The 17,517-nt window shown below is 55.1% G+C and carries 16 protein-coding genes; 7 read left to right on the forward strand and 9 right to left on the reverse strand.

Annotated elements, in window-relative coordinates; translation table 11 throughout:
* Nucleotides 1–4 precede the first annotated feature (4 nt).
* Nucleotides 5–388, forward strand: a complete 384-nt coding sequence (locus TH5_RS16670; protein WP_114122830.1) for a hypothetical protein — start codon at nucleotides 5–7, stop codon at nucleotides 386–388.
* Here TH5_RS16670 and fhuB read toward each other — a convergent pair.
* From fhuB to TH5_RS16690, 4 genes are read right to left on the reverse strand one after another with little or no spacing between them, the layout of a single operon-like run.
* On the reverse strand, nucleotides 385–2,394 hold the full coding sequence (gene fhuB / locus TH5_RS16675) for a Fe(3+)-hydroxamate ABC transporter permease FhuB (RefSeq protein WP_114122787.1): 2,010 nt from the start codon (nucleotides 2,392–2,394) through the stop codon (nucleotides 385–387). The two genes, TH5_RS16670 and fhuB, sit on opposite strands and share 4 nt — an antisense overlap.
* A complete protein-coding gene (locus TH5_RS16680; protein ID WP_114122788.1) occupies nucleotides 2,391–3,323 on the reverse strand; it encodes an ABC transporter substrate-binding protein in 933 nt (310 codons plus the stop codon). Before TH5_RS16680 ends, fhuB begins: the two co-directional genes overlap by 4 nt.
* 6 nt (nucleotides 3,324–3,329) lie before the next feature.
* Entirely contained in the window at nucleotides 3,330–4,271 is a 942-nt protein-coding gene (locus TH5_RS16685; protein ID WP_114122789.1) for an iron-siderophore ABC transporter substrate-binding protein, read from the reverse strand.
* Nucleotides 4,272–4,281: 10 nt separating this feature from the next.
* The gene (locus tag TH5_RS16690; protein ID WP_114122790.1) at nucleotides 4,282–5,058 is read right to left on the reverse strand and encodes an ABC transporter ATP-binding protein; all 777 of its coding nucleotides are present in this window, start codon (nucleotides 5,056–5,058) and stop codon (nucleotides 4,282–4,284) included.
* Between the two features lie 298 nt (nucleotides 5,059–5,356).
* Between TH5_RS16690 and TH5_RS16695 the strand changes: the two genes are divergently transcribed.
* Together TH5_RS16695 and TH5_RS16700 are read left to right on the forward strand one after the other, a co-directional pair.
* Nucleotides 5,357–6,247, forward strand: coding sequence for an SMP-30/gluconolactonase/LRE family protein (locus TH5_RS16695; RefSeq protein ID WP_114122791.1), 891 nt, complete (start codon nucleotides 5,357–5,359; stop codon nucleotides 6,245–6,247).
* 177 nt (nucleotides 6,248–6,424) lie between these two features.
* On the forward strand, nucleotides 6,425–7,990 hold the full coding sequence (locus TH5_RS16700) for a YbaY family lipoprotein (RefSeq protein WP_244204951.1): 1,566 nt from the start codon (nucleotides 6,425–6,427) through the stop codon (nucleotides 7,988–7,990).
* Between the two features lie 88 nt (nucleotides 7,991–8,078).
* On the opposite strand, the gene TH5_RS16705 is transcribed toward TH5_RS16700, so the two are convergent.
* Both TH5_RS16705 and TH5_RS16710 read right to left on the reverse strand, forming a co-directional pair.
* On the reverse strand, nucleotides 8,079–8,585 hold the full coding sequence (locus tag TH5_RS16705; protein WP_114122793.1) for a GNAT family N-acetyltransferase: 507 nt from the start codon (nucleotides 8,583–8,585) through the stop codon (nucleotides 8,079–8,081).
* Nucleotides 8,586–8,596: 11 nt separating this feature from the next.
* Nucleotides 8,597–9,730 (reverse strand): type III PLP-dependent enzyme, encoded by a 1,134-nt coding sequence (locus tag TH5_RS16710; protein ID WP_114122794.1) that lies wholly within the window; start codon nucleotides 9,728–9,730, stop codon nucleotides 8,597–8,599.
* A 587-nt stretch (nucleotides 9,731–10,317) separates the two neighbouring features.
* Here TH5_RS16710 and TH5_RS16715 point away from each other — a divergent pair.
* The 3 genes from TH5_RS16715 to TH5_RS16725 all read left to right on the forward strand — a co-directional run bounded on the left by TH5_RS16715 (nucleotide 10,318) and on the right by TH5_RS16725 (nucleotide 12,655).
* Entirely contained in the window at nucleotides 10,318–11,544 is a 1,227-nt protein-coding gene (locus TH5_RS16715) for an SLC13 family permease (RefSeq protein ID WP_114122795.1), read from the forward strand.
* A gap of 11 nt (nucleotides 11,545–11,555) precedes the next feature.
* The gene (locus TH5_RS16720) at nucleotides 11,556–11,969 is read left to right on the forward strand and encodes a DUF3830 family protein (protein ID WP_114122796.1); all 414 of its coding nucleotides are present in this window, start codon (nucleotides 11,556–11,558) and stop codon (nucleotides 11,967–11,969) included.
* Nucleotides 11,970–12,061: 92 nt separating this feature from the next.
* The gene (locus TH5_RS16725) at nucleotides 12,062–12,655 is read left to right on the forward strand and encodes a DedA family protein (protein ID WP_114122797.1); all 594 of its coding nucleotides are present in this window, start codon (nucleotides 12,062–12,064) and stop codon (nucleotides 12,653–12,655) included.
* A gap of 60 nt (nucleotides 12,656–12,715) precedes the next feature.
* Here TH5_RS16725 and TH5_RS16730 read toward each other — a convergent pair whose 3' ends face one another.
* From TH5_RS16730 to TH5_RS16740, 3 genes are all read right to left on the reverse strand, one after another.
* Complete coding sequence (locus tag TH5_RS16730) at nucleotides 12,716–14,362, reverse strand: U32 family peptidase (protein WP_114122798.1); 1,647 nt, start codon at nucleotides 14,360–14,362, stop codon at nucleotides 12,716–12,718.
* A 231-nt stretch (nucleotides 14,363–14,593) separates the two neighbouring features.
* Nucleotides 14,594–16,141, reverse strand: coding sequence for an alanine/glycine:cation symporter family protein (locus TH5_RS16735; RefSeq protein ID WP_244204952.1), 1,548 nt, complete (start codon nucleotides 16,139–16,141; stop codon nucleotides 14,594–14,596).
* A 53-nt stretch (nucleotides 16,142–16,194) separates the two neighbouring features.
* Nucleotides 16,195–16,641, reverse strand: a complete 447-nt coding sequence (locus TH5_RS16740; protein ID WP_114122800.1) for a universal stress protein — start codon at nucleotides 16,639–16,641, stop codon at nucleotides 16,195–16,197.
* A gap of 247 nt (nucleotides 16,642–16,888) precedes the next feature.
* Between TH5_RS16740 and TH5_RS16745 the strand changes: the two genes are divergently transcribed.
* Entirely contained in the window at nucleotides 16,889–17,344 is a 456-nt protein-coding gene (locus TH5_RS16745) for an Lrp/AsnC ligand binding domain-containing protein (RefSeq protein ID WP_114122801.1), read from the forward strand.
* The last annotated feature ends 173 nt before the right edge of the window (nucleotides 17,345–17,517 follow it).

Raw genomic sequence — 17,517 nt, forward strand, 5'->3', positions numbered from 1 at the left:
ATTGATGTTCAGATCAAGCTCGTTGACGGATGATATTATACTGTTCGAGATGGTTGACGTGCAAAGTGCTGCCGATGGGGAGAGCTATATCAGGGCTCTTTACGCACTATCGGCCCGAACGGAACCGGTGATATTGATCATGCTTTTTACCGGGCATGTCGAGCAGGGTCACGAAACCCGCAAACAGGCGGCGCTTTGGTTCAGGCAGAACCGAGACCGGTTGCCGTGCTTCGCCAAGGGACTGATACAGGTGGAGCCGGATCACGAACATGACCATGCCGAAGAGGTCGAGAACAGCAACTTTGCAAGAATGCTGCCCTTTCCCCTTAAACATGCGCACAGCCTTGACGAGGCCTATACACTGGCGAAGAACTGGCCGAATACCTAGCGTTTGCGGATTGCCAGAAACAGGAAATACGCCGTCCCGATCAGGGCGGCGATCAGGCCGGTTGGTAATTGCTGGGGATAAAGCATATTTCTGGCCAGCCATTCGGCAACCATCATCACATTCGCCCCGATCAGAACTGCGCCCAGCAAATGCCCCCCCGCAAGCCGGTAACCGGCAATCCGTGCGAGATGCGGTGCCATCAGCCCGACGAAGCTGAGTGGTCCGACAAGTAGCGTTGCACTGGCGGCAAGGATGGCGGCAAGCAGCATGATGAAGAACTGGAAACCTGAAATGCCAAGGCCAAGCGAGGTGGCCTGATCATTGCCAAATGACGCCAGTTCAAGAGGGCGACGCACCGCAATCACTACAACCAGCAAGGCTGCGGTGACCCCCGCGACGATCAGGACTTCGTCCATGCGGGTGAAATAGGTTGTGCCTGCCAGCCACGAAATCAGCATTGATGTTTGCGTGCCGCTGCGGGTCAGCGCAATGCGAACAATCGCGCCCAAAATGGCAGTTAAGGCCAGGCCGTTTAGCAACAGGTAATGCGGGGCGTGGGTGAATTTCCGGCATAGCAGTAGCAGGACGATCAGCGAAATGATCCCGCCGGCAGCACCGACAAACATCAGTTCGGCTCGTTGTCCGAAGCCAAAGAAAACAAGGGCGATGATCATGGCGAGTGCGGTGGCAGAACTGACGCCGGTGATTTCCGGGCTGGCCAATGGGTTGCGCCCGACGCGCTGAATTAACGTGCCTGAAACCGCGAGAGCCGCGCCGCAAATGATCGCGGCAAAGGTCCGTTCGGAACGCTGGAGGACGATGTCATGGAAGCTTTCACCACCAGTCAGAAATAAGAAATCATGACCGTTAAACGACACAAACAAGGATAAACCCAAGCCTGTAACCAGCCCTAATATCAGCAGGAGGCTCAGCAGATTTTTCGACACAATGTGCTGATCTGGATGATGGTCCTCGCTTTGTTGGCCGGGCATGATCCGGGCCTTGCGCAGGATCAGTATGATAAATGGCGCGCCGATCAAGGCAGTGGCTGCACCGGTTGGAACGATGTCGCCATCAAGCCCGTTCATCTGCCGGACAATAAAGTCGATACACAATAGTGCAAAGCCGCCGGTCAACAGCGAATAGATCATCAGATCGCGCGAACGTGTCAGACCGGCAATACGCAGGGCGGCAGGGACGGCCAGACCGATAAAACCGATCAACCCGGCAGCCGAAATGACCGATGCGGTAATGAAAACGGCAAAGCCCAAGATCAACAGCCGCAAGATGGTGACGCGAGCGCCAAGCGAGCTTGCGGTGTCGTCGCCAAGGGCAAGAAGATCAAGCGGGCGCGAGAGAAGCAGAACAACAGCAACACCGACCAGCAGGCGGGGCAAAACAAACTGCGTTGAGTCCCAGCCGTTTTGCGCGAGGTCACCCGCCCCCCACATGAAGACCGATTGCAGATATTGTTCGTTAAACAGCAGGAAAATCTGCGTTCCCGATTGCAGCATCAGATTGATGATCATTCCGGCCAGTATCAGCCACAGCGTCGCATTGGCGCGCCGCGATGCAATCAGATAAACCGCGCCAAGGGCGATCATGCCACCGGCAAGGGCAGCGGCTTCCTTGAATGGGGCGAGTGCCGCCGGGGCCAGAAGCAGGAAAACCGTCAGGGCAAATTCAACACCTGCACCGACACCAAGGGTCGTCGGTGATGCGAGCGGATTACGCAATACCGTCTGGATCGCTGCCCCGGCGAGGGCCAAACCGGCACCACAGATAAAGGCCATTGTGATCCGGGGCAGGGTGCTGAAATGAAACAGGATCTGATCGAAATCAGTTTCGTCGGGATGAAACAGCACATTCATCCCGGCCCCCTTTTGAAGGAACGGCCAAAGATCATTGATCAGGATGGCAACCGAACAGATTGCAAGTGCAAGGCACAGAATCGCCGGGCCGCGATAGAAAAACCGGCTCATGTCACGGCTCGTTTCGCCGCTCATTTAACCGGGCCACTTTCCATGCTTTCGGCAAGAAGCCGGGCAAAGCGCAGGGCGGATGGCATGCCGCCATATGCCCAGACGACAGGCAGTTCGTAAACCCGGTCGTTGCGAACGAAATCAAGGATTTTCCACACCGGCGATGCCCAGACCTTTTCGCGGATCACATCGGGTACCGGGTTCAGGTACACCAGCGTATCCTGTGCACGCGGGCCAAGGATTTCGACGCCCCCCTTGGCAAAGCCCCAATTGTTGACCGGCCCCTGATAGGCCAGTGGTAGATCCATTTTCGCCAGGACGGTGCCGGGCAGGGACGATTTGCCATAAAGGCCGATATGGCTTTCGGATACGAATTGGGTGATTGCAAGGGCGCGGCTTGGCGGCATGGCAGCCCGGATGCGATCGCCATATTCTGCGAATTTGACGTCGGCATCTGCAAGCCATGCGGCGGCCTCCGCCTCGCGCCCGGTGGCTTTGGCGAGCGTCTCGAAAAGTTTATGGGCTTCGGGCAGGGCATCGCGGTTGTTGTTATAGATCGACAGAACGATGGTTGGGGCGATGGCATTGAAATTGTCATATGCCATTTCCAGATCCTTGCTGATCACGATCAGGTCGGGCTTTGCATCGCGCAGGGCTTCGATATTGGGGGCCGCGCGCTGGCCGATGTCGGTGAAGTTTTCGGGAAGGTCAGGTTTGGCAACCCAATCGAGATAGTCGTCGGGATCGGCAATCGCGACCGGATCAAGCCCAAGAGCAATGACGGTTTCGGTCGTGGCCCAATTCGTTACCGCAACGCGTTTTGCCGGTGCGTCAAGGGTCAGTGTGCCGCGTTCATGCTCAATCGTGATAGGTTCGGCGATTGCCATTTTGGGTACAAGAGGTGCGGTTAAACAGGCGATCACGGACAGGCAAAGAAACAGGTATCTGGTCATATCGATTTACGATCCGTGTGCGTCGGTGATGGCGTCGGCAAGCTGTTCGGCAAAACGTACTGCCGACAAAAGTCCACCGAATGTCCAGCTTGTCGGGACTTCATAAACGGTATTTTGCCGGTTGAACGGTAATGCTTTCCAGACCGGAGAGCCAAACAGTTTGGTTTTGACAGCCGCGGGTGTCGGTTCGATATAGGCGAAGTGGGCCGGACCAAGTTTGGCCAGGTCACCAATTTCGCCGTTGCTGAACCCCCAGCCATTGACCGGGCCGGTCCAGGTATTGGCAAAACCCATCCGCGCCAGCGTCGATCCGAAAAGCGATGTGGTACCGTGAATGCGGAAATGGGCATCGTCGAGGATGCGCACGACCGCGAATTTGGCATCATCGCCAACCGCCTTGCGGATGCGATCGGCGGCGGTAGCAATACGTTGATTGGCAGATGCGATGATTTCTTCGGCCTTGTCACTGCGCCCGGTCAGTTGGCCGACATTGCGCATCAGGTCTTCGGCCTTGTCGAGAGCAGGCTGGTCGGTGTTATAGATCGAATAGACCATGGTTGGCGCGAAGGCCGAAAGTTTGTCATAGGCCATGGCGACGTCGCTGCTTATCAGGATGACTTCGGGGCGGCTGTCGCGCAGGGCTTCAAAATTCGGGGCCATGCGGGTGCCAAGATCGACAAACTCGGCGGGCAATGCCGGTTCGACCACCCATTCGCGATATCCGTCAGCTTCGGGTATGGCGACCGGGTCAATGCCAAGGGCCAAAACCGTCTCGGTCAGTGACCAGTTCGATACGGCAATCCGGTTCGGTGGGGTCGCAAAATTCACCGTTCCCATTTCGTGGGTATAGGTTTCGGCCAGCGCGATTGACGGGGCGATGGTCGGGGCAAGGATACCGGTAGCAATCACGCAGGAACAGGCGATTGACGCGATCAGGCGGTTTCGCATGGTCAGGACCCTAAGCTATGTAGCTGACATAATGGGCGGATTCCGGCAGGCGGATCACCCCGATTTCGGTTTGGAAAATATCGCGAAGCGTATCGGACTGCATGAAGTCGGCTGCTGCGCCCTGCCAGCAAGTGCGACCACCGCGGAGGGCGAGGATATGATCGGCAAAACGTCCGACCATGTCGATGTCATGCAAAACCGCGATCACGGTCAGGCCGATTTCGGATTTAAGATTGGCGACAAGTTGCAGGATGTCGCGCTGATGGCCGACATCAAGGGCGGAGGTCGGTTCATCAAGCAGCAGAACCGGGGCATCCTGTGCCAGTAGCATGGCAAGCCAGACGCGTTGGCGCTCCCCACCCGAAAGGCTTGCGACAAAGCGGTCGGCAAATTCGGTGACATGGGTCATTTCCATGGCACGTTCTATTTTTTCGTGATCGTCCGCCCGATAACGGCCAAAGGCACCGCGCCATGGATAGCGGCCAAAGGCAACCAGTTCGCGGACACTGAGGTGGGCAGGCACAATCGGGCTTTGCGGTAGATAGGCGACCTTGCGGGCGAAATCACGCGTGCTGTGCGTGTCAAGGATTTGGGTATCAAGTGTGATCTGCCCGGATGCGGGTTTGTTTTTGCGAGCAAGCAATTTCAAAAGCGTACTTTTGCCCGATCCGTTATGCCCGACAATTGCGCTGAATGCGCCGGTCGGGAAGGACACCGATATATCGCCCAGCAGCGTTTTCGGGTTCTTGCCTTCGCTTTGGAAGAAGACATTTTTCAGATCGAACATTGGACGGAAACTCGCAAGAATTCGGTGCCGTTGCAAAATCGCGGATAGCATCCGGCAAAGCAGGCTGTATGAATATGAGAATGCCTATCAATAACCTGATAAAAATGCAACCGAGTTGCGATTGCATTTTGTGGCAAAAGTAAATCATCATACAAAATGACTTTTCAGATTTGGCCTTTCGCGATAGCAATAGACATAATGATTTCCCTGCACCGGATCGCGGTCGAACGGTCGTCCGGGTTGCATTAAAGGGAAGGGTCAAAACGGGGAAAACCCGCCAAAATATCAGGGAGATATCATGTCCAAAGTCAAAACGGTCCTACCGAATTTGCGCTGTACGCTGGGCGAGGGACCGCATTGGGATGCCGGGGATGGCGTTCTTTACTGGGTGGATATTGTTGGTAAAACCGCATTCGCATTGCGCCCGCGTGATGGCGGTTCGCGAAGCTGGACGTTTGATCAGCCGGTATCGGCGATTGTGCCGCGCACAGGCGGCGGACTTTTGGTGGCACTGGCCGACGGGTTGGCATTTCTGGATGCCGAAAGCGGGCAGACGACGCCGTTTGTTGCCCCGGATGCCGATCATCCCGGCAATCGGTCAAACGAGGCGCGGGTTGATCCGGCAGGACGATTCTGGCACGGGACCATGCAAAACAATATCGGTCCGAATGGCGAAGACCTGCCGGTGACGGTATCGACAGGAACGTTGAACCGTGTCGCACCGGACGGCGACATCAAACGCTTTGTTGCCGATATCGGGATTTCGAACACGTTGCTGTGGTCTTCTGATGGTACAAAGATGTTCTTTGGCGATACGATCAGGAACACACTGGATGTTTATGATTACGACATGGCAACCGGCACGCCGTCCAACCCCAAGCCGTTCTTTGGCCCGCATGAGCGGGGCAACATGGACGGATCGGCGATGGATGAGGATGGCTATATCTGGAATGCGCGCTGGGGCGGGAGTTGTTTGATCCGGTTTGCGCCTGATGGCTCGGTGGATCGTATCGTCGAACTTCCGGTGACGCAGCCGACGAGTTGTGTGTTTGGCGGGCCGGACCTTAAAACGCTTTATATCACGTCGGCATCCGTCGGGCTCACCGGTAATGGTAACGAGATTGAAGGTGCGTTGCTGTCGATTGAAACCGATGTAGCAGGGCAGGGCTGTACCCGGTTCGCCGGTTAGGCGGGTATCGAGTTGAGGGGCTGCAGGCCGTTTTGCAGCCTGCCGTTGCCTTGATGAAATAACATAACTTTAATCAGTAATTTTGCCGATTTTTGGCCTTGGTTTTCTTGTTGTTTGCAGTCACGATTGCGAACGGGGGACTACACCCAATAATAACTTGAGCAAACTGAGGCCAGAATGAAACTCTCTTCATGGATTTGGGGAAGGTTGCAGACGGTATTGATGATCGGGCTTCTGGTCCTGGTCACGGGCTGTGCCGGACTGCAATCCAATCAGGACCGGGTAACCGGCACCGTCGTTTTCCGCGAAAGAATTGCCCTGGCACCAAACAGTGCAAATCTTGTCGTGCGACTTCTTGACGTATCAAAGGCTGATGCGCCGTCGACCGAAATTGCATCCATAACCCATCCGGCGACCAATCCGCCAATGGTGTTTATCCTGCCTTATGACGCCAAACAGATTGATCCACGCCATCGTTACGTGATCGAGGCAAAGATTGTAACCAAGAATGGCGATCTTCTGTTTCGCAATGATCAGGCATATCCCGTGCTGACCAATGATGCGCCCGATGATGTCGAAGTGATGGTCAAACGCGCCGGGCCGGGATCAGCGGCCGCCGCGCGCAATGGCGGCAGTTCGGATGTTGAACGCGATGTTGCCGCGATCGAGGCACGCCTGCCCGATCTGCGGATGATCCCGGGCAGTTATAGTGCCGGGGACAGCAAGGCGACATTCAAGGCCTATGTTACTACCGATGGGCAGCCTGTCTATGTGGAGGAACATCGCGATCTTGGGGATTATGGCAAGTCGGATGTCAAATTCTATTATCGCAATGGCAAACTTCTGCGATTTGTTGAAGATGCCAATCGCACAAATTTTGGCGGAGCAAGTGACGGTGATGCGCTGAACTTTACGCTTAATCTTGATTTTGCCATGGGCCGCTTTGCCGGGGGATCGAAAACCGTCAATGGCGTACCTGGCACCCCGGACGAGCATGAAGTCAGCGGGGCGATGGCGCAAAGCAAGGTAGCATTAAGCCGGATCGAGGCCGCCCTTGGTGAAGCTGCAATGGCACCGGTTACCGGTCGCCAGACTTTTGTCTGCGAGGATAAAAGCCGGTTCTATGCCACTTTCGAGGGGCGCAAGGGCGAGGCGGTTATTGAATTTCTTGGCCGTGAGCCGCTTGTCCTGAACATCAAGCGGACCGGTTCCGGGTATGAATATGCCAACGAGATGTATTCAATTCGTGGCAAGGGGCAGGAAGCGATCTGGACCGGGCCGAGTGGTTCGACCAAATGTGCGGTTTCTGCCGAAATTACCGGGCTTGCACTTGCCCCCGGCGATTTCCCGGTCGTCGATATCACGGAGCTTGAAAAACCGGAAAATCCGGAATGGACCCGCTTCATCAACGAACTGATGCCCGCAATCAATTCCTGCCTTGCGGTATCAAGCGGTGATCTGACGTCGGTTCTGAAAGCCTGGCCGTTGAACCATGGCATGGTCGGCGTTCGCACGATAAACAGCAATGGCGGGCGCTATGACTGTCTTGCGCCGACCGACGGACTTGGCGAAGTTCATACCGAACTGGTCGAGGCCAATACCAACCGCCTGCCCGGGGAGGGGAATGTACGTTTCACCCCTGCTAGCGGGGCCTATCCCGGCGGGGAATGCTTCAGCCACCAGCGGCTTGAACATAACGGTATCTTTATCGGCTGGCTGTCACGCAATAACTGCACGAGCTGATGGTCGAAAATCCGCAATAGAAAAGCCCCGCAGCACTGGCTGCGGGGCTTTTTTCATCAGATCACGGTCGTCTAATCGATGTGCCAACTCAATGTGTCATTTGGCCGGTTGCCCGAAGGATGCCCGTTGAACCCGAAAGGGCATTCCCATTGCCAAGATTGATGCCAAGGAACCTGTGGCGATCAAAATGGCCGGGCATCAAAAGCCCGTTGGCAGGGGCCGCATGAAAACCGAAGCGCGCGTAATAGTCTGGGTCGCCGACCAGCAGAACCGACTTGTGCCCGGTTGACTGCGCAGCATTCAGTGCCGCATACATCAAACCTGCACCAACGCCCGAGCCGCTATAGGCTTTTTCAACCGCAAGCGGCCCCAGCAACAGCGAAGACCCGCTGTCACCGGCTTTGACATTCCACAACCGTACCGTACCGATCATGTGTTTGCCGTCGTGGGCGACAAACGCCAGACCATCAGCCGGAAGGCGGCCACGGCGCAGCAATTCAGAAGATTTCTGAAAGCGCGCCGGACCCATGACGCGATCAAGCAGCTTTTCACGTTCGACGTGCGAAAGGCTGTTTTCGCGATCAATCACGATCATCGATGCGATCCCTAGATCACATAGGCGGTCAGCGGTGCGAAACCGTTGAACGCCACCGAGGCATAAGTGGTGGTATAGGCACCGGTTGCTTCGATCAGAACCTCGTCACCGATGGTCAGCGCAATCGGCAGATCATAGGGTTTCTTTTCGTAAAGCACGTCGGCCGAATCACAGGTCGGACCGGCAAGAACGCACGGTGCAACATCGCCGCCGTCATGGATCGTGGTGATCGGATAACGGATCGCTTCGTCCATGGTTTCGGCAAGGCCACCGAATTTACCGATATCAAGGTAAACCCAACGCACATCGTCATCTTCATGTTTGCGCGAAATTAGCACGACTTCAGCTTTGATCACGCCTGCATCACCAACCATGCCACGGCCCGGCTCGATAATGGTTTCGGGCATGTGGTTGCCGAAATGGTTGTGAAGTGCATCAATGATTGCGGCACCGTATGCTTCGGTTGCCGGAACGTCGCGCAGATACCGGGTCGGGAAACCGCCACCCATATTGACCATGCGAAGGACAATGCCCTTTTCGGCAAGGGTGCGGAAAATCGACGAGGCTTCTGCAAGGGCGGTGTTCCAAGCATCAAGATTGCACTGCTGCGATCCGACATGGAAGGAAACGCCATAGGCGTCCAGACCCATGTGATGGGCATGCTGAAGAACTTCGAGCGCCATGCTCGGTGCGCAGCCGAATTTGCGCGACAGCGGCCATTCAGCACCTTCGCCATCAGTCAGAATGCGGCAGAACACACGCGAAGCCGGAGCAACACGGGCGATCTTTTCGACTTCTTCGACGCAATCAACGGCGAACAGGCGAACACCCATTTCATAAGCACGCGCAATGTCGCGTTCTTTCTTGATGGTGTTTCCAAACGAAATACGCTCTGGGCTCGCACCTGCGGCCATCGCCATTTCGATTTCGGGCACGGATGCAGTGTCGAAGTTGCTACCAAGATCGGCAAGCAGGCTGAGAACTTCCGGTGCCGGGTTTGCCTTGACCGCATAGAAAATGCGGGAATCCGGCAGGGCACGGGTGAAGGTTTCGTAGTTACGCTGAACCACGTCAAGGTCAACGACCAGGCACGGACCTTCCGGTCGGTTCTGGGCGAGAAAATCGATAATACGCTGAGTTGCCATTGGGGCGTTCTCCCATTCCACGATATGGCAGCTTGCGGTACCTGATGCGTTTAGGCGCGGTGGAGGCGCATATACGCGGACTACCGTCAGGCTGATAAGCTCCGGCGCCTACCGGAACTTGCGAAACTTTTGCCTCGCTCTGGATGGGAGTTTCCCGTCCGCACGTAGGGCAATGATGGTGTGCCTCTTCAGTGTCGGTGGTATTTGGACAACCACCTGAGACCAAAAAAGCCCTACACCGTCGTTGCTTTAAGTAAGTCCTACGGGTTCCATCTAGCAGGACCACCACAGGCACGTGCGACTTTGGGCAAGTCGCGATGTACGCCTGTTGAACCCCACGTGCAAGTGAAATTTTATGGCGTTTTGTCATGAGACAACCGCAGAAACGTCGAACTATTCATGTTGCTTCGCACAAAATGGCGCGAATGGCCGATTTTGGGGTTGGCAAGAACGTGATTTATCGGATTTCGACATGGGGCATTGCAATTTGTGCATATCCAGAGATGAGATTGACCGCGTCCGATTACCAGAGTAGCGATAAATAACGGGCGGTAATTGCGCGCCGAATTTAAACAGGATGGCATAGATTGGATTGGCTGGTTGTTGCCGTATTTGGCGGAGTCTATATCGGCATGGCGCTGGGGCGTTGGCCGGGGCTTGCGATCAATCGTACGGGGATTGCGTTGATTGGCGCGCTGGTGCTGCTGTTAAGCGGCGCGGTCGATGGGGATGCAGCACTGGCATCGGTCGATTTCGCAACACTTTCGGTGTTGCTGACATTGATGGTGTTGTCATCGCAATATGCCGCCAGCGGTTTCTTTGACTGGATCGGTAACCGGATCACCCACCTTGACCTGACCGCGCGCGGGCTTCTGGCTGGGGTGATTGCGATTTGCGGCGGACTGTCGGCGGTGATGACCAATGATGTTGTTGTCTGGGCGGTAACGCCGATTCTGATACAGGGCGTGATGTCCCGCCGTCTTGATCCGCGTCCCTATGTGATTGCGGTCGCGTGTGCTGCCAATGCCGGATCTGCCGCGACCCTGATCGGTAATCCACAGAACCTGATGATTGCCGAATTCGGGCAGCTTGATTTCACGGCCTTTCTCCTTGCGTGCGGTGTGCCGGCCCTGATTGGACTTTTGATTGTATATGGCGTGATTGCCTATGGTCCGATGACCCGCGCCGCGTTTGATTCGGTGCCAAATGGTGCAGTATTGGGTGAAGGTGCGCCGATCCGTCTTGACCGACCGATGCTGATCAAGGCATTGGCCGCGACCCTGGCGGTAATCGCGATCTTTATCTTTGTAGAAGATCGCGCCCTTTGGTCATTGCTGATTGTGGCCGTGCTATTGCTGAGCCGAAAGCTTGGTACTGATCAGGTGCTGGGCCGGGTCGACTGGCATTTGCTAGCGCTATTTTGTGGGCTGTTCATCGTTACCGGGGCAATGGCCGGTGATGATGCGATTGCCGCCTTGTTCCGCGATGCGCTCTCGGGGCTTCGGATTGATAACCCGGCGGTGCTGGCGGTCCTTTCACTTGCGGGCAGTAACACGATTGGCAATGTACCGCTGGTGATGATGTTGCTGTCACTTGGCCCGGATTGGACGCCGGAACTGTTGCACGGGCTTGCGGTTTTCAGCACATTGTCGGGCAACTTTTTAATTGTCGGATCGGTTGCCAATATCATTGCGGTCGAACAGGCGCGCGCCGCCGGTATTGCCATCGGCTTTGGCGATTATGCCCGGATCGGCGTTCCGGTTACCCTGATCAGTCTTGCGTTTGCGTGGGGCTGGATCATGCTGTTTGTTTGAATGGATTTATCATGACCAAGATTAAAATCACCGCAGGCCCATTCATCTTTGATGGTGTGCTTGAAATCGCCAAGGCACCCCAAACCTGCAAGGCGTTCATGGATCGCATGCCGTTTGAAAGCAAGGCGGTACATGTCCGCTGGAGCGGCGAGGGCGTATGGATGCCGCTTGGCGATTATCAGTTTGGCGTTGGGTATGAAAACCACACCAGTTTCCCGGCACCGGGTCAGATCATCCTGTATCCCGGCGGGATCAGCGAAACCGAAATCCTGTTGGCCTATGGCGGTGTTCATTTCGCCTCCAAGGTCGGTCAGCTTGCAGGCAACCATTTCATCACTGTCACCAGAAATGTTGGTGACCTTGAAAAGCTGGGCAAGATGACATTGTGGGAAGGCGCACAACCGATCCGGTTTGAGATGGCATGATCGCGTCCGCAGTGTGAAGCCGCACACTCGCCAATGTGGCCTGACTGATCTAGAAGCCTTCTTATCTTCGGGATTGGCAGGCGAGTGCGGACGTGTTTGAGACAATCAATCTTTGGATTCAGGATCATCAGCAGCTGGTCTATACGCTGATTTTTACCTATTGCGTGAGCAAGGCCAGCATCCTGCCGGTTTTTGTCGGCATCTTTGTCGTGTCCGAAAGCCTTCTGATCGGGCCATCCATGGTCGCGATGATTTCCGGCGCGTTTGTCGGTGACATGGTACGGTTCTGGTTGGGGCGGAAATATGGTGATGTGATTGTCAGAAAGCTGCCTGACTCGTTTTCAAAGTGGTTGGGCAAAACCATGCGCCTGTTTGAGCATTATGGTGTCGCCTACATCATACTGTGTCGCTATCCCAACACCATCCGCTCTATCAGTGTGTTTCCGGTGGGAATGAGCTCGATGTCGTTCATCCGGTTCCTGCCACTGAGCATCGCATCGATCCTGATCTGGATCGGATCGTTCTTCGCGCTTGGATATGTCTTGGGTGAGGGGATGTCGGAACTGCTGGAACGCAATCTGACCTTGCTTAGTCCGATCCTGCTGATTGTATTTCTGGGGCTTGGCTGGTTCGGTCTTCGTCGGATCGACAAGCTGGAGCAACAGGCCGAAAAGGCCATCAAGTAACCCAAAAGAAAACGGCAGCCACATTGGGCTGCCGTTTCTGTATCCGGGCGTTGTGTATGCTTATTCAGCAGCAATCGTCTTGCCGTCTTTTTCCAGCATCTCACCCTGTTTGCGTTTGGCAAGAATTTCGCGGGCCTTGGCATAGCTGTCGTCATGCCAGAAGATCAGGCAGCCATTGCAGCCACGGCCGCAGCAACCCTTGGTGCCGACGCGCGGTGTGCGGAAAGAGCGTTCTTTCTGGCGGTCATCAAGGGCGGTCTGAAGCGCTTCGCGCTTGGCGTCATAGCGTTCTTCATTGCCTTTGCCCATTTCGATCTTGTGGCCTTCCTGATCAAGTTTCAGGCGCTGCCATTCGTCTTCGGACAGGGCCTTTTCCTTGCGCACGATGGTCATCGGCAGGATTTCGCGTTTCAGGAATTCCGGGTCCTCCTGTTCAAACAGGCTGAACGGAAGGCGGATGCGCGGATGGGTATTGGCATGCACCGCTTCGCCGACCTTGCCAGTTGCAGCATCGATGAATTCATACATGCGGATGAAAACGGTCTGGCGCGAACGCGGCGGGACGATTTCAATGACGTCACCGGGCAACATGCGGTTTTTGACCGACATGATGAAGGTGTCGTCTTCGACTTCCTCGATCATCCCGGCAAATTCCCAATCCGACACATTGGTATTGCTGTCATAGCCATGTGCATAATTGGTCAGACGGCCATCATGGAATGCCAACGTATAGCCACGGTTCGGGATGGTTGCCAGTTCCTTCATATATTCTTCGGCAGACCAGTTTTCCGGGTCCTTGTACCAGTCATCAATCGCCATGCGATACGCACGCGCAACCAGCCCCGCGTAATAGGGGCTTTTGCCGCGGCCTTCGACCTTGAGGCTGTCGACACCGATTTTGAGGTAATCTTCGAGCTTCGGCATGATGCAAAGATCGCGCGAGTTCAGGATATAGGAACCACGTTCGTCTTCCTGAATTTCCATCAGCTCGCCCGGACGCATGTCTTCTTCAAGGAAGAAGTCAAACATTTCGAGGTTTTCCTCGGTCAGTTTGAGTTCCTTGACCGTGCCGTCCTTAAGCTTCATGTGGACTTTGTATTTCCAGCGGCACGAGTTCGCACATGCCCCCTGATTGGCACCACGTTCGGCCATGAAGTTCGAAAGCAGGCAACGCCCGGAATAGGTCATGCACATCGAGCCATGCACGAAGGCCTCGATCTTGATGTCCTGGCATTTGGAGCGGATTTCGGTCAGTTCCTCGTAGGAAACCTCGCGCCCCAGAACGACCAGTTTGGCCCCAATGCTTTGCCAGAATTTGACCGACTGCCACGAACAGACATTGGCCTGTGTCGAAACATGCAGATCAAGTTCCGGGGCGTGTTCGCGGACAAACATGAAAACACCAGGATCGGCAACGATCAGCCCGTCCGGACGAACCTTGCGCACGGTGTCGACATATTCCGGCAGCTTGTCGATATCCTTGTTGTGCGAGAACAGGTTCAGCGTCAGGTAAACGCGAACGCCATGTTCATGGGCAAAGTCGATCCCTTCGACCACATCATCAAGCGACATCTGGCTTTTGACCCGAAGCGACAGGTCCGGCGTGCCCATATAAACGGCGTCCGCACCATACAGTACGGCGACTTTCAGTTTTTCGAGCGAGCCAGCGGGCATCAGCAATTCGGAACGGCGCGATTGATTACTCATCACTTGCGGGTCTTTTCTTTGGGGTACGGGAATGCTCTCTGTCCGTCGGAATTCAATGATCCGGCGGTGAATTTGCGCGTGTCATATCACAATCGCACAACGCTTGCCGATCAAAATCGCACATTTCATGGGAATTGCAAAGCATCAGGGTTGGGGGCCCTTAGTGACGTCTAACCGCACAGGCCAGATCAAGCCCCCTGCCGGAAAGGCAGGGGGCGGGTTGACCGACAATCAGGTTTCCGCTTCGGCCGTCGCGGATTTGTCGACCTTGCGGATTTCGCCGCGTTCGATTTTGGCCCAGTACTGGTTCACTTCGCCGCGCACGACCGACATTAGCAGATATAGGCCGATGACGTTCGGGATGGCCATGGCAAAGATCATGGAATCCGAGAAGTCGATCACGGGACCGAGGCTCATGCTCGCACCCACAATGACACACAGGCAGAAGAACAGTTTGAAGATGATTTCCTTGCCTTTGCCTTCACCCACAAGATAGGTCCAGGCTTTCAGGCCGTAATAAGACCATGACAGCATGGTTGAAAAGGCAAACAGGACCACGGCAAGTGCCAGTACTAGCGGGAACCATGTAAAGGCCGATGCGAATGCCGCCGATGTCAGTTCAACACCGGTCAGGCCGGAATTGAGTTCGCCGCTGATGGTAATGACAAGGGCTGTCATGGTGCAGATCACAACAGTATCGATAAACGGTTCAAGCAGGGCGACATAACCCTCTGTCACCGGTTCCTTGGTTCGTACCGCCGAATGGGCGATGGCAGCCGAGCCGATACCGGCCTCGTTGGAAAAGGCTGCACGTTTGAAGCCCTGGATCAAGGCCCCGACAACACCACCGGCCACACCTGCCCCGGTAAAGGCCCCGACGAAAATGTCGCTAAACGCCTGACCGACCATACCGATATTGCTGATGATAATAACCAGCCCGGCGGTGACATAAATTACCGCCATGAAAGGCACGATTTTTTCGGTGACCTTGGCAATCGATTTGATGCCGCCAATGATGACCGAACCGACAATGACGGCCATGATCAGGCCGAACAGCCAGCCGCTTCCGGCAAGGAAGCTGTTTTCACCGCCGGTAACATTGACGACCTGCTGGAAGGCCTGATTGGCCTGAAACATGTTGCCGCCGCCAACAGCACCACCGATGCAGCAGATCGAAAAGAGGATGGCGAGCGCCTTGCCCAGTCCGGGTTTGCCTTTTTCCGCCAGTCCTTTGGAAAGGTAGTACATCGGCCCGCCCGATACGCGACCATCGGGATATTCATTGCGGTATTTTACCCCAAGTGTGCATTCGGTGAATTTCGATGCCATGCCCATCAAACCAGCAAGGATCATCCAGAATGTCGCCCCTGGTCCGCCGATGGAAACCGCGACAGCAACACCGGCGATGTTGCCAAGGCCGACGGTACCTGACAGAGCCGTTGCCAATGCCTGAAAATGCGAAACTTCACCCGCATCATCGGGATGTGAATAATCACCTTTCACCAATGCAATTGCATGGCCGAATTTGCGGAATTGCACGAAGCCGAAATAAAGCGTGAAAATGGCGGCGGCAATCACAAGCCAGCCGACGATGAGCGGGAAATCATTCCCTGCGATGGGTACAGAATAGAAAATTGCACCGGCAATGACGTTTGAGATCGGTGCAACGGTTTCGTTGATACGCTGGTCAAGTGACCCTTCCTGCGCCATTGCCGTAAAGGGGAAAATAGTCGCCGTTATGCCCGCGGCCCACGCCGGGAGTTTGTACTGGCAAGACATGAGAACTCTCCGATTTTGATTGTTTTATGTTTTGACTGCAAACCCGGTGGTGTTCAGGGCACCACGGTGACCGGCACGGGACTGGCCTGAACCAGTGTCAGGGCAAGGCTGCCCAGTAATCGCGCGCCAAGGGCTGTGCCGCCCTTTCGACCAAGGACGATCTGTGTGGCTTTCTTTTCCTTGGCGATCTGGCAGATCAGTTCGCCAGAATGGCCGTATCTGACCTCGTAGGTCATTGGGATTTTGCGGTCGATGAAAACACGAAGTGCCGGGGCAAGGGTGGCCTCGGCACGGGAAAGTTCTTCGGTTCGGCGTTGATGGCGTTCTTCAAGTTCCTGGGCCGACAGAAAGCTGTATGGCGACCATTCCAGAACATAAATGACATGTACCGGGCATCCTTCGGCGGCGGCCCGGTTGGCGGTAAATTGAACCGCGCGGTCTGCTGCCTCTGTCCCGTCATAGCCAATCAGGATCGGCTTCACGGATGGTGTCTGTGACATGGTGAAGTCCCTTTTTGCGATAGTTGTTCGTTGTCGGTTTTCCACTCCCGTTGCGCCGGACTTGATCCGGTCTTGCCGACATCCGCTGGTCGCTGATGCCTGTGCGACCCGGGCCAGCGGTTTGCTGCCGTTGGTTAATGATACGACTTTATGCCAGGTGGTTTTCCCTAAAGTTGATTTGATGGATGGGTAATTTCACTTATTATTTCCGTTGTAATAGGAAATTTAATTACATTAGAGGTGCCAAATGGGTGTTTTGGACAAGATTGATCTTGCGGTTCTGCGCGAAGTTGCAGTGAATGGCCGGATTACGGTTACGGATCTGGCGCATCGCGTCGGACTTTCGAAAACACCCTGTGCCCTGCGTCTGCGACGGCTGGAAGAAAGTCAGCATATCCTTGGATACCGGGCGATTCTTCATCCGGAGAAAATGGGGGCCAGCCATATTGCTTTTGTTCAGGTAATCCTGACCGATACCAAGACCGAGGCGCTTAATGCGTTCAACAAGGCCGTTCACGACGTGCCGGAAATCGAGCAATGCCACATGATCGCGGGGGCGTTTGATTACCTGATCAAGGTGCGCAGCCGTGATATTGGCGATTATCGACGTGTATTGGGTGAGAAGATTTCCGAACTGCCATATGTGTCGCACACATCGACCTTTGTCGTGATGGAAGCGGTCAAGGACAGCTATTCGCTGTAGTCTTCGGCTTTCTGGCGACGAAAGAGCAAAACAAGGGAAATGCTGGATAAAACTGCAAGTTTAACAGTCTGCATTTTTTAATCTTGACCAAATGATCAGGATTGGACATGCTATATCCGTCAGAGAGAGGCATCTGTACGTGCAATCAACCGGGAACAACCCGAACTCCATAA

The organism is Thalassospira xianhensis MCCC 1A02616 (assembly GCF_003326475.1).
Lineage (GTDB): Bacteria > Pseudomonadota > Alphaproteobacteria > Rhodospirillales > Thalassospiraceae > Thalassospira > Thalassospira xianhensis.

Bases quoted from the DNA above. Each gene is read 5' to 3' on its own strand.
- TH5_RS16670 (WP_114122830.1), top strand. From the start codon at position 5: ATGTTCAGATCAAGCTCGTTGACGGATGATATTATACTGTTCGAGATG.
- fhuB (WP_114122787.1), bottom strand. From the start codon at position 2,394: ATGAGCGGCGAAACGAGCCGTGACATGAGCCGGTTTTTCTATCGCGGC.
- TH5_RS16680 (WP_114122788.1), bottom strand. From the start codon at position 3,323: ATGACCAGATACCTGTTTCTTTGCCTGTCCGTGATCGCCTGTTTAACC.
- TH5_RS16685 (WP_114122789.1), bottom strand. From the start codon at position 4,271: ATGCGAAACCGCCTGATCGCGTCAATCGCCTGTTCCTGCGTGATTGCT.
- TH5_RS16690 (WP_114122790.1), bottom strand. From the start codon at position 5,058: ATGTTCGATCTGAAAAATGTCTTCTTCCAAAGCGAAGGCAAGAACCCG.
- TH5_RS16695 (WP_114122791.1), top strand. From the start codon at position 5,357: ATGTCCAAAGTCAAAACGGTCCTACCGAATTTGCGCTGTACGCTGGGC.
- TH5_RS16700 (WP_244204951.1), top strand. From the start codon at position 6,425: ATGAAACTCTCTTCATGGATTTGGGGAAGGTTGCAGACGGTATTGATG.
- TH5_RS16705 (WP_114122793.1), bottom strand. From the start codon at position 8,585: ATGATCGTGATTGATCGCGAAAACAGCCTTTCGCACGTCGAACGTGAA.
- TH5_RS16710 (WP_114122794.1), bottom strand. From the start codon at position 9,730: ATGGCAACTCAGCGTATTATCGATTTTCTCGCCCAGAACCGACCGGAA.
- TH5_RS16720 (WP_114122796.1), top strand. From the start codon at position 11,556: ATGACCAAGATTAAAATCACCGCAGGCCCATTCATCTTTGATGGTGTG.
- TH5_RS16730 (WP_114122798.1), bottom strand. From the start codon at position 14,362: ATGAGTAATCAATCGCGCCGTTCCGAATTGCTGATGCCCGCTGGCTCG.
- TH5_RS16735 (WP_244204952.1), bottom strand. From the start codon at position 16,141: ATGTCTTGCCAGTACAAACTCCCGGCGTGGGCCGCGGGCATAACGGCG.
- TH5_RS16740 (WP_114122800.1), bottom strand. From the start codon at position 16,641: ATGTCACAGACACCATCCGTGAAGCCGATCCTGATTGGCTATGACGGG.
- TH5_RS16745 (WP_114122801.1), top strand. From the start codon at position 16,889: ATGGGTGTTTTGGACAAGATTGATCTTGCGGTTCTGCGCGAAGTTGCA.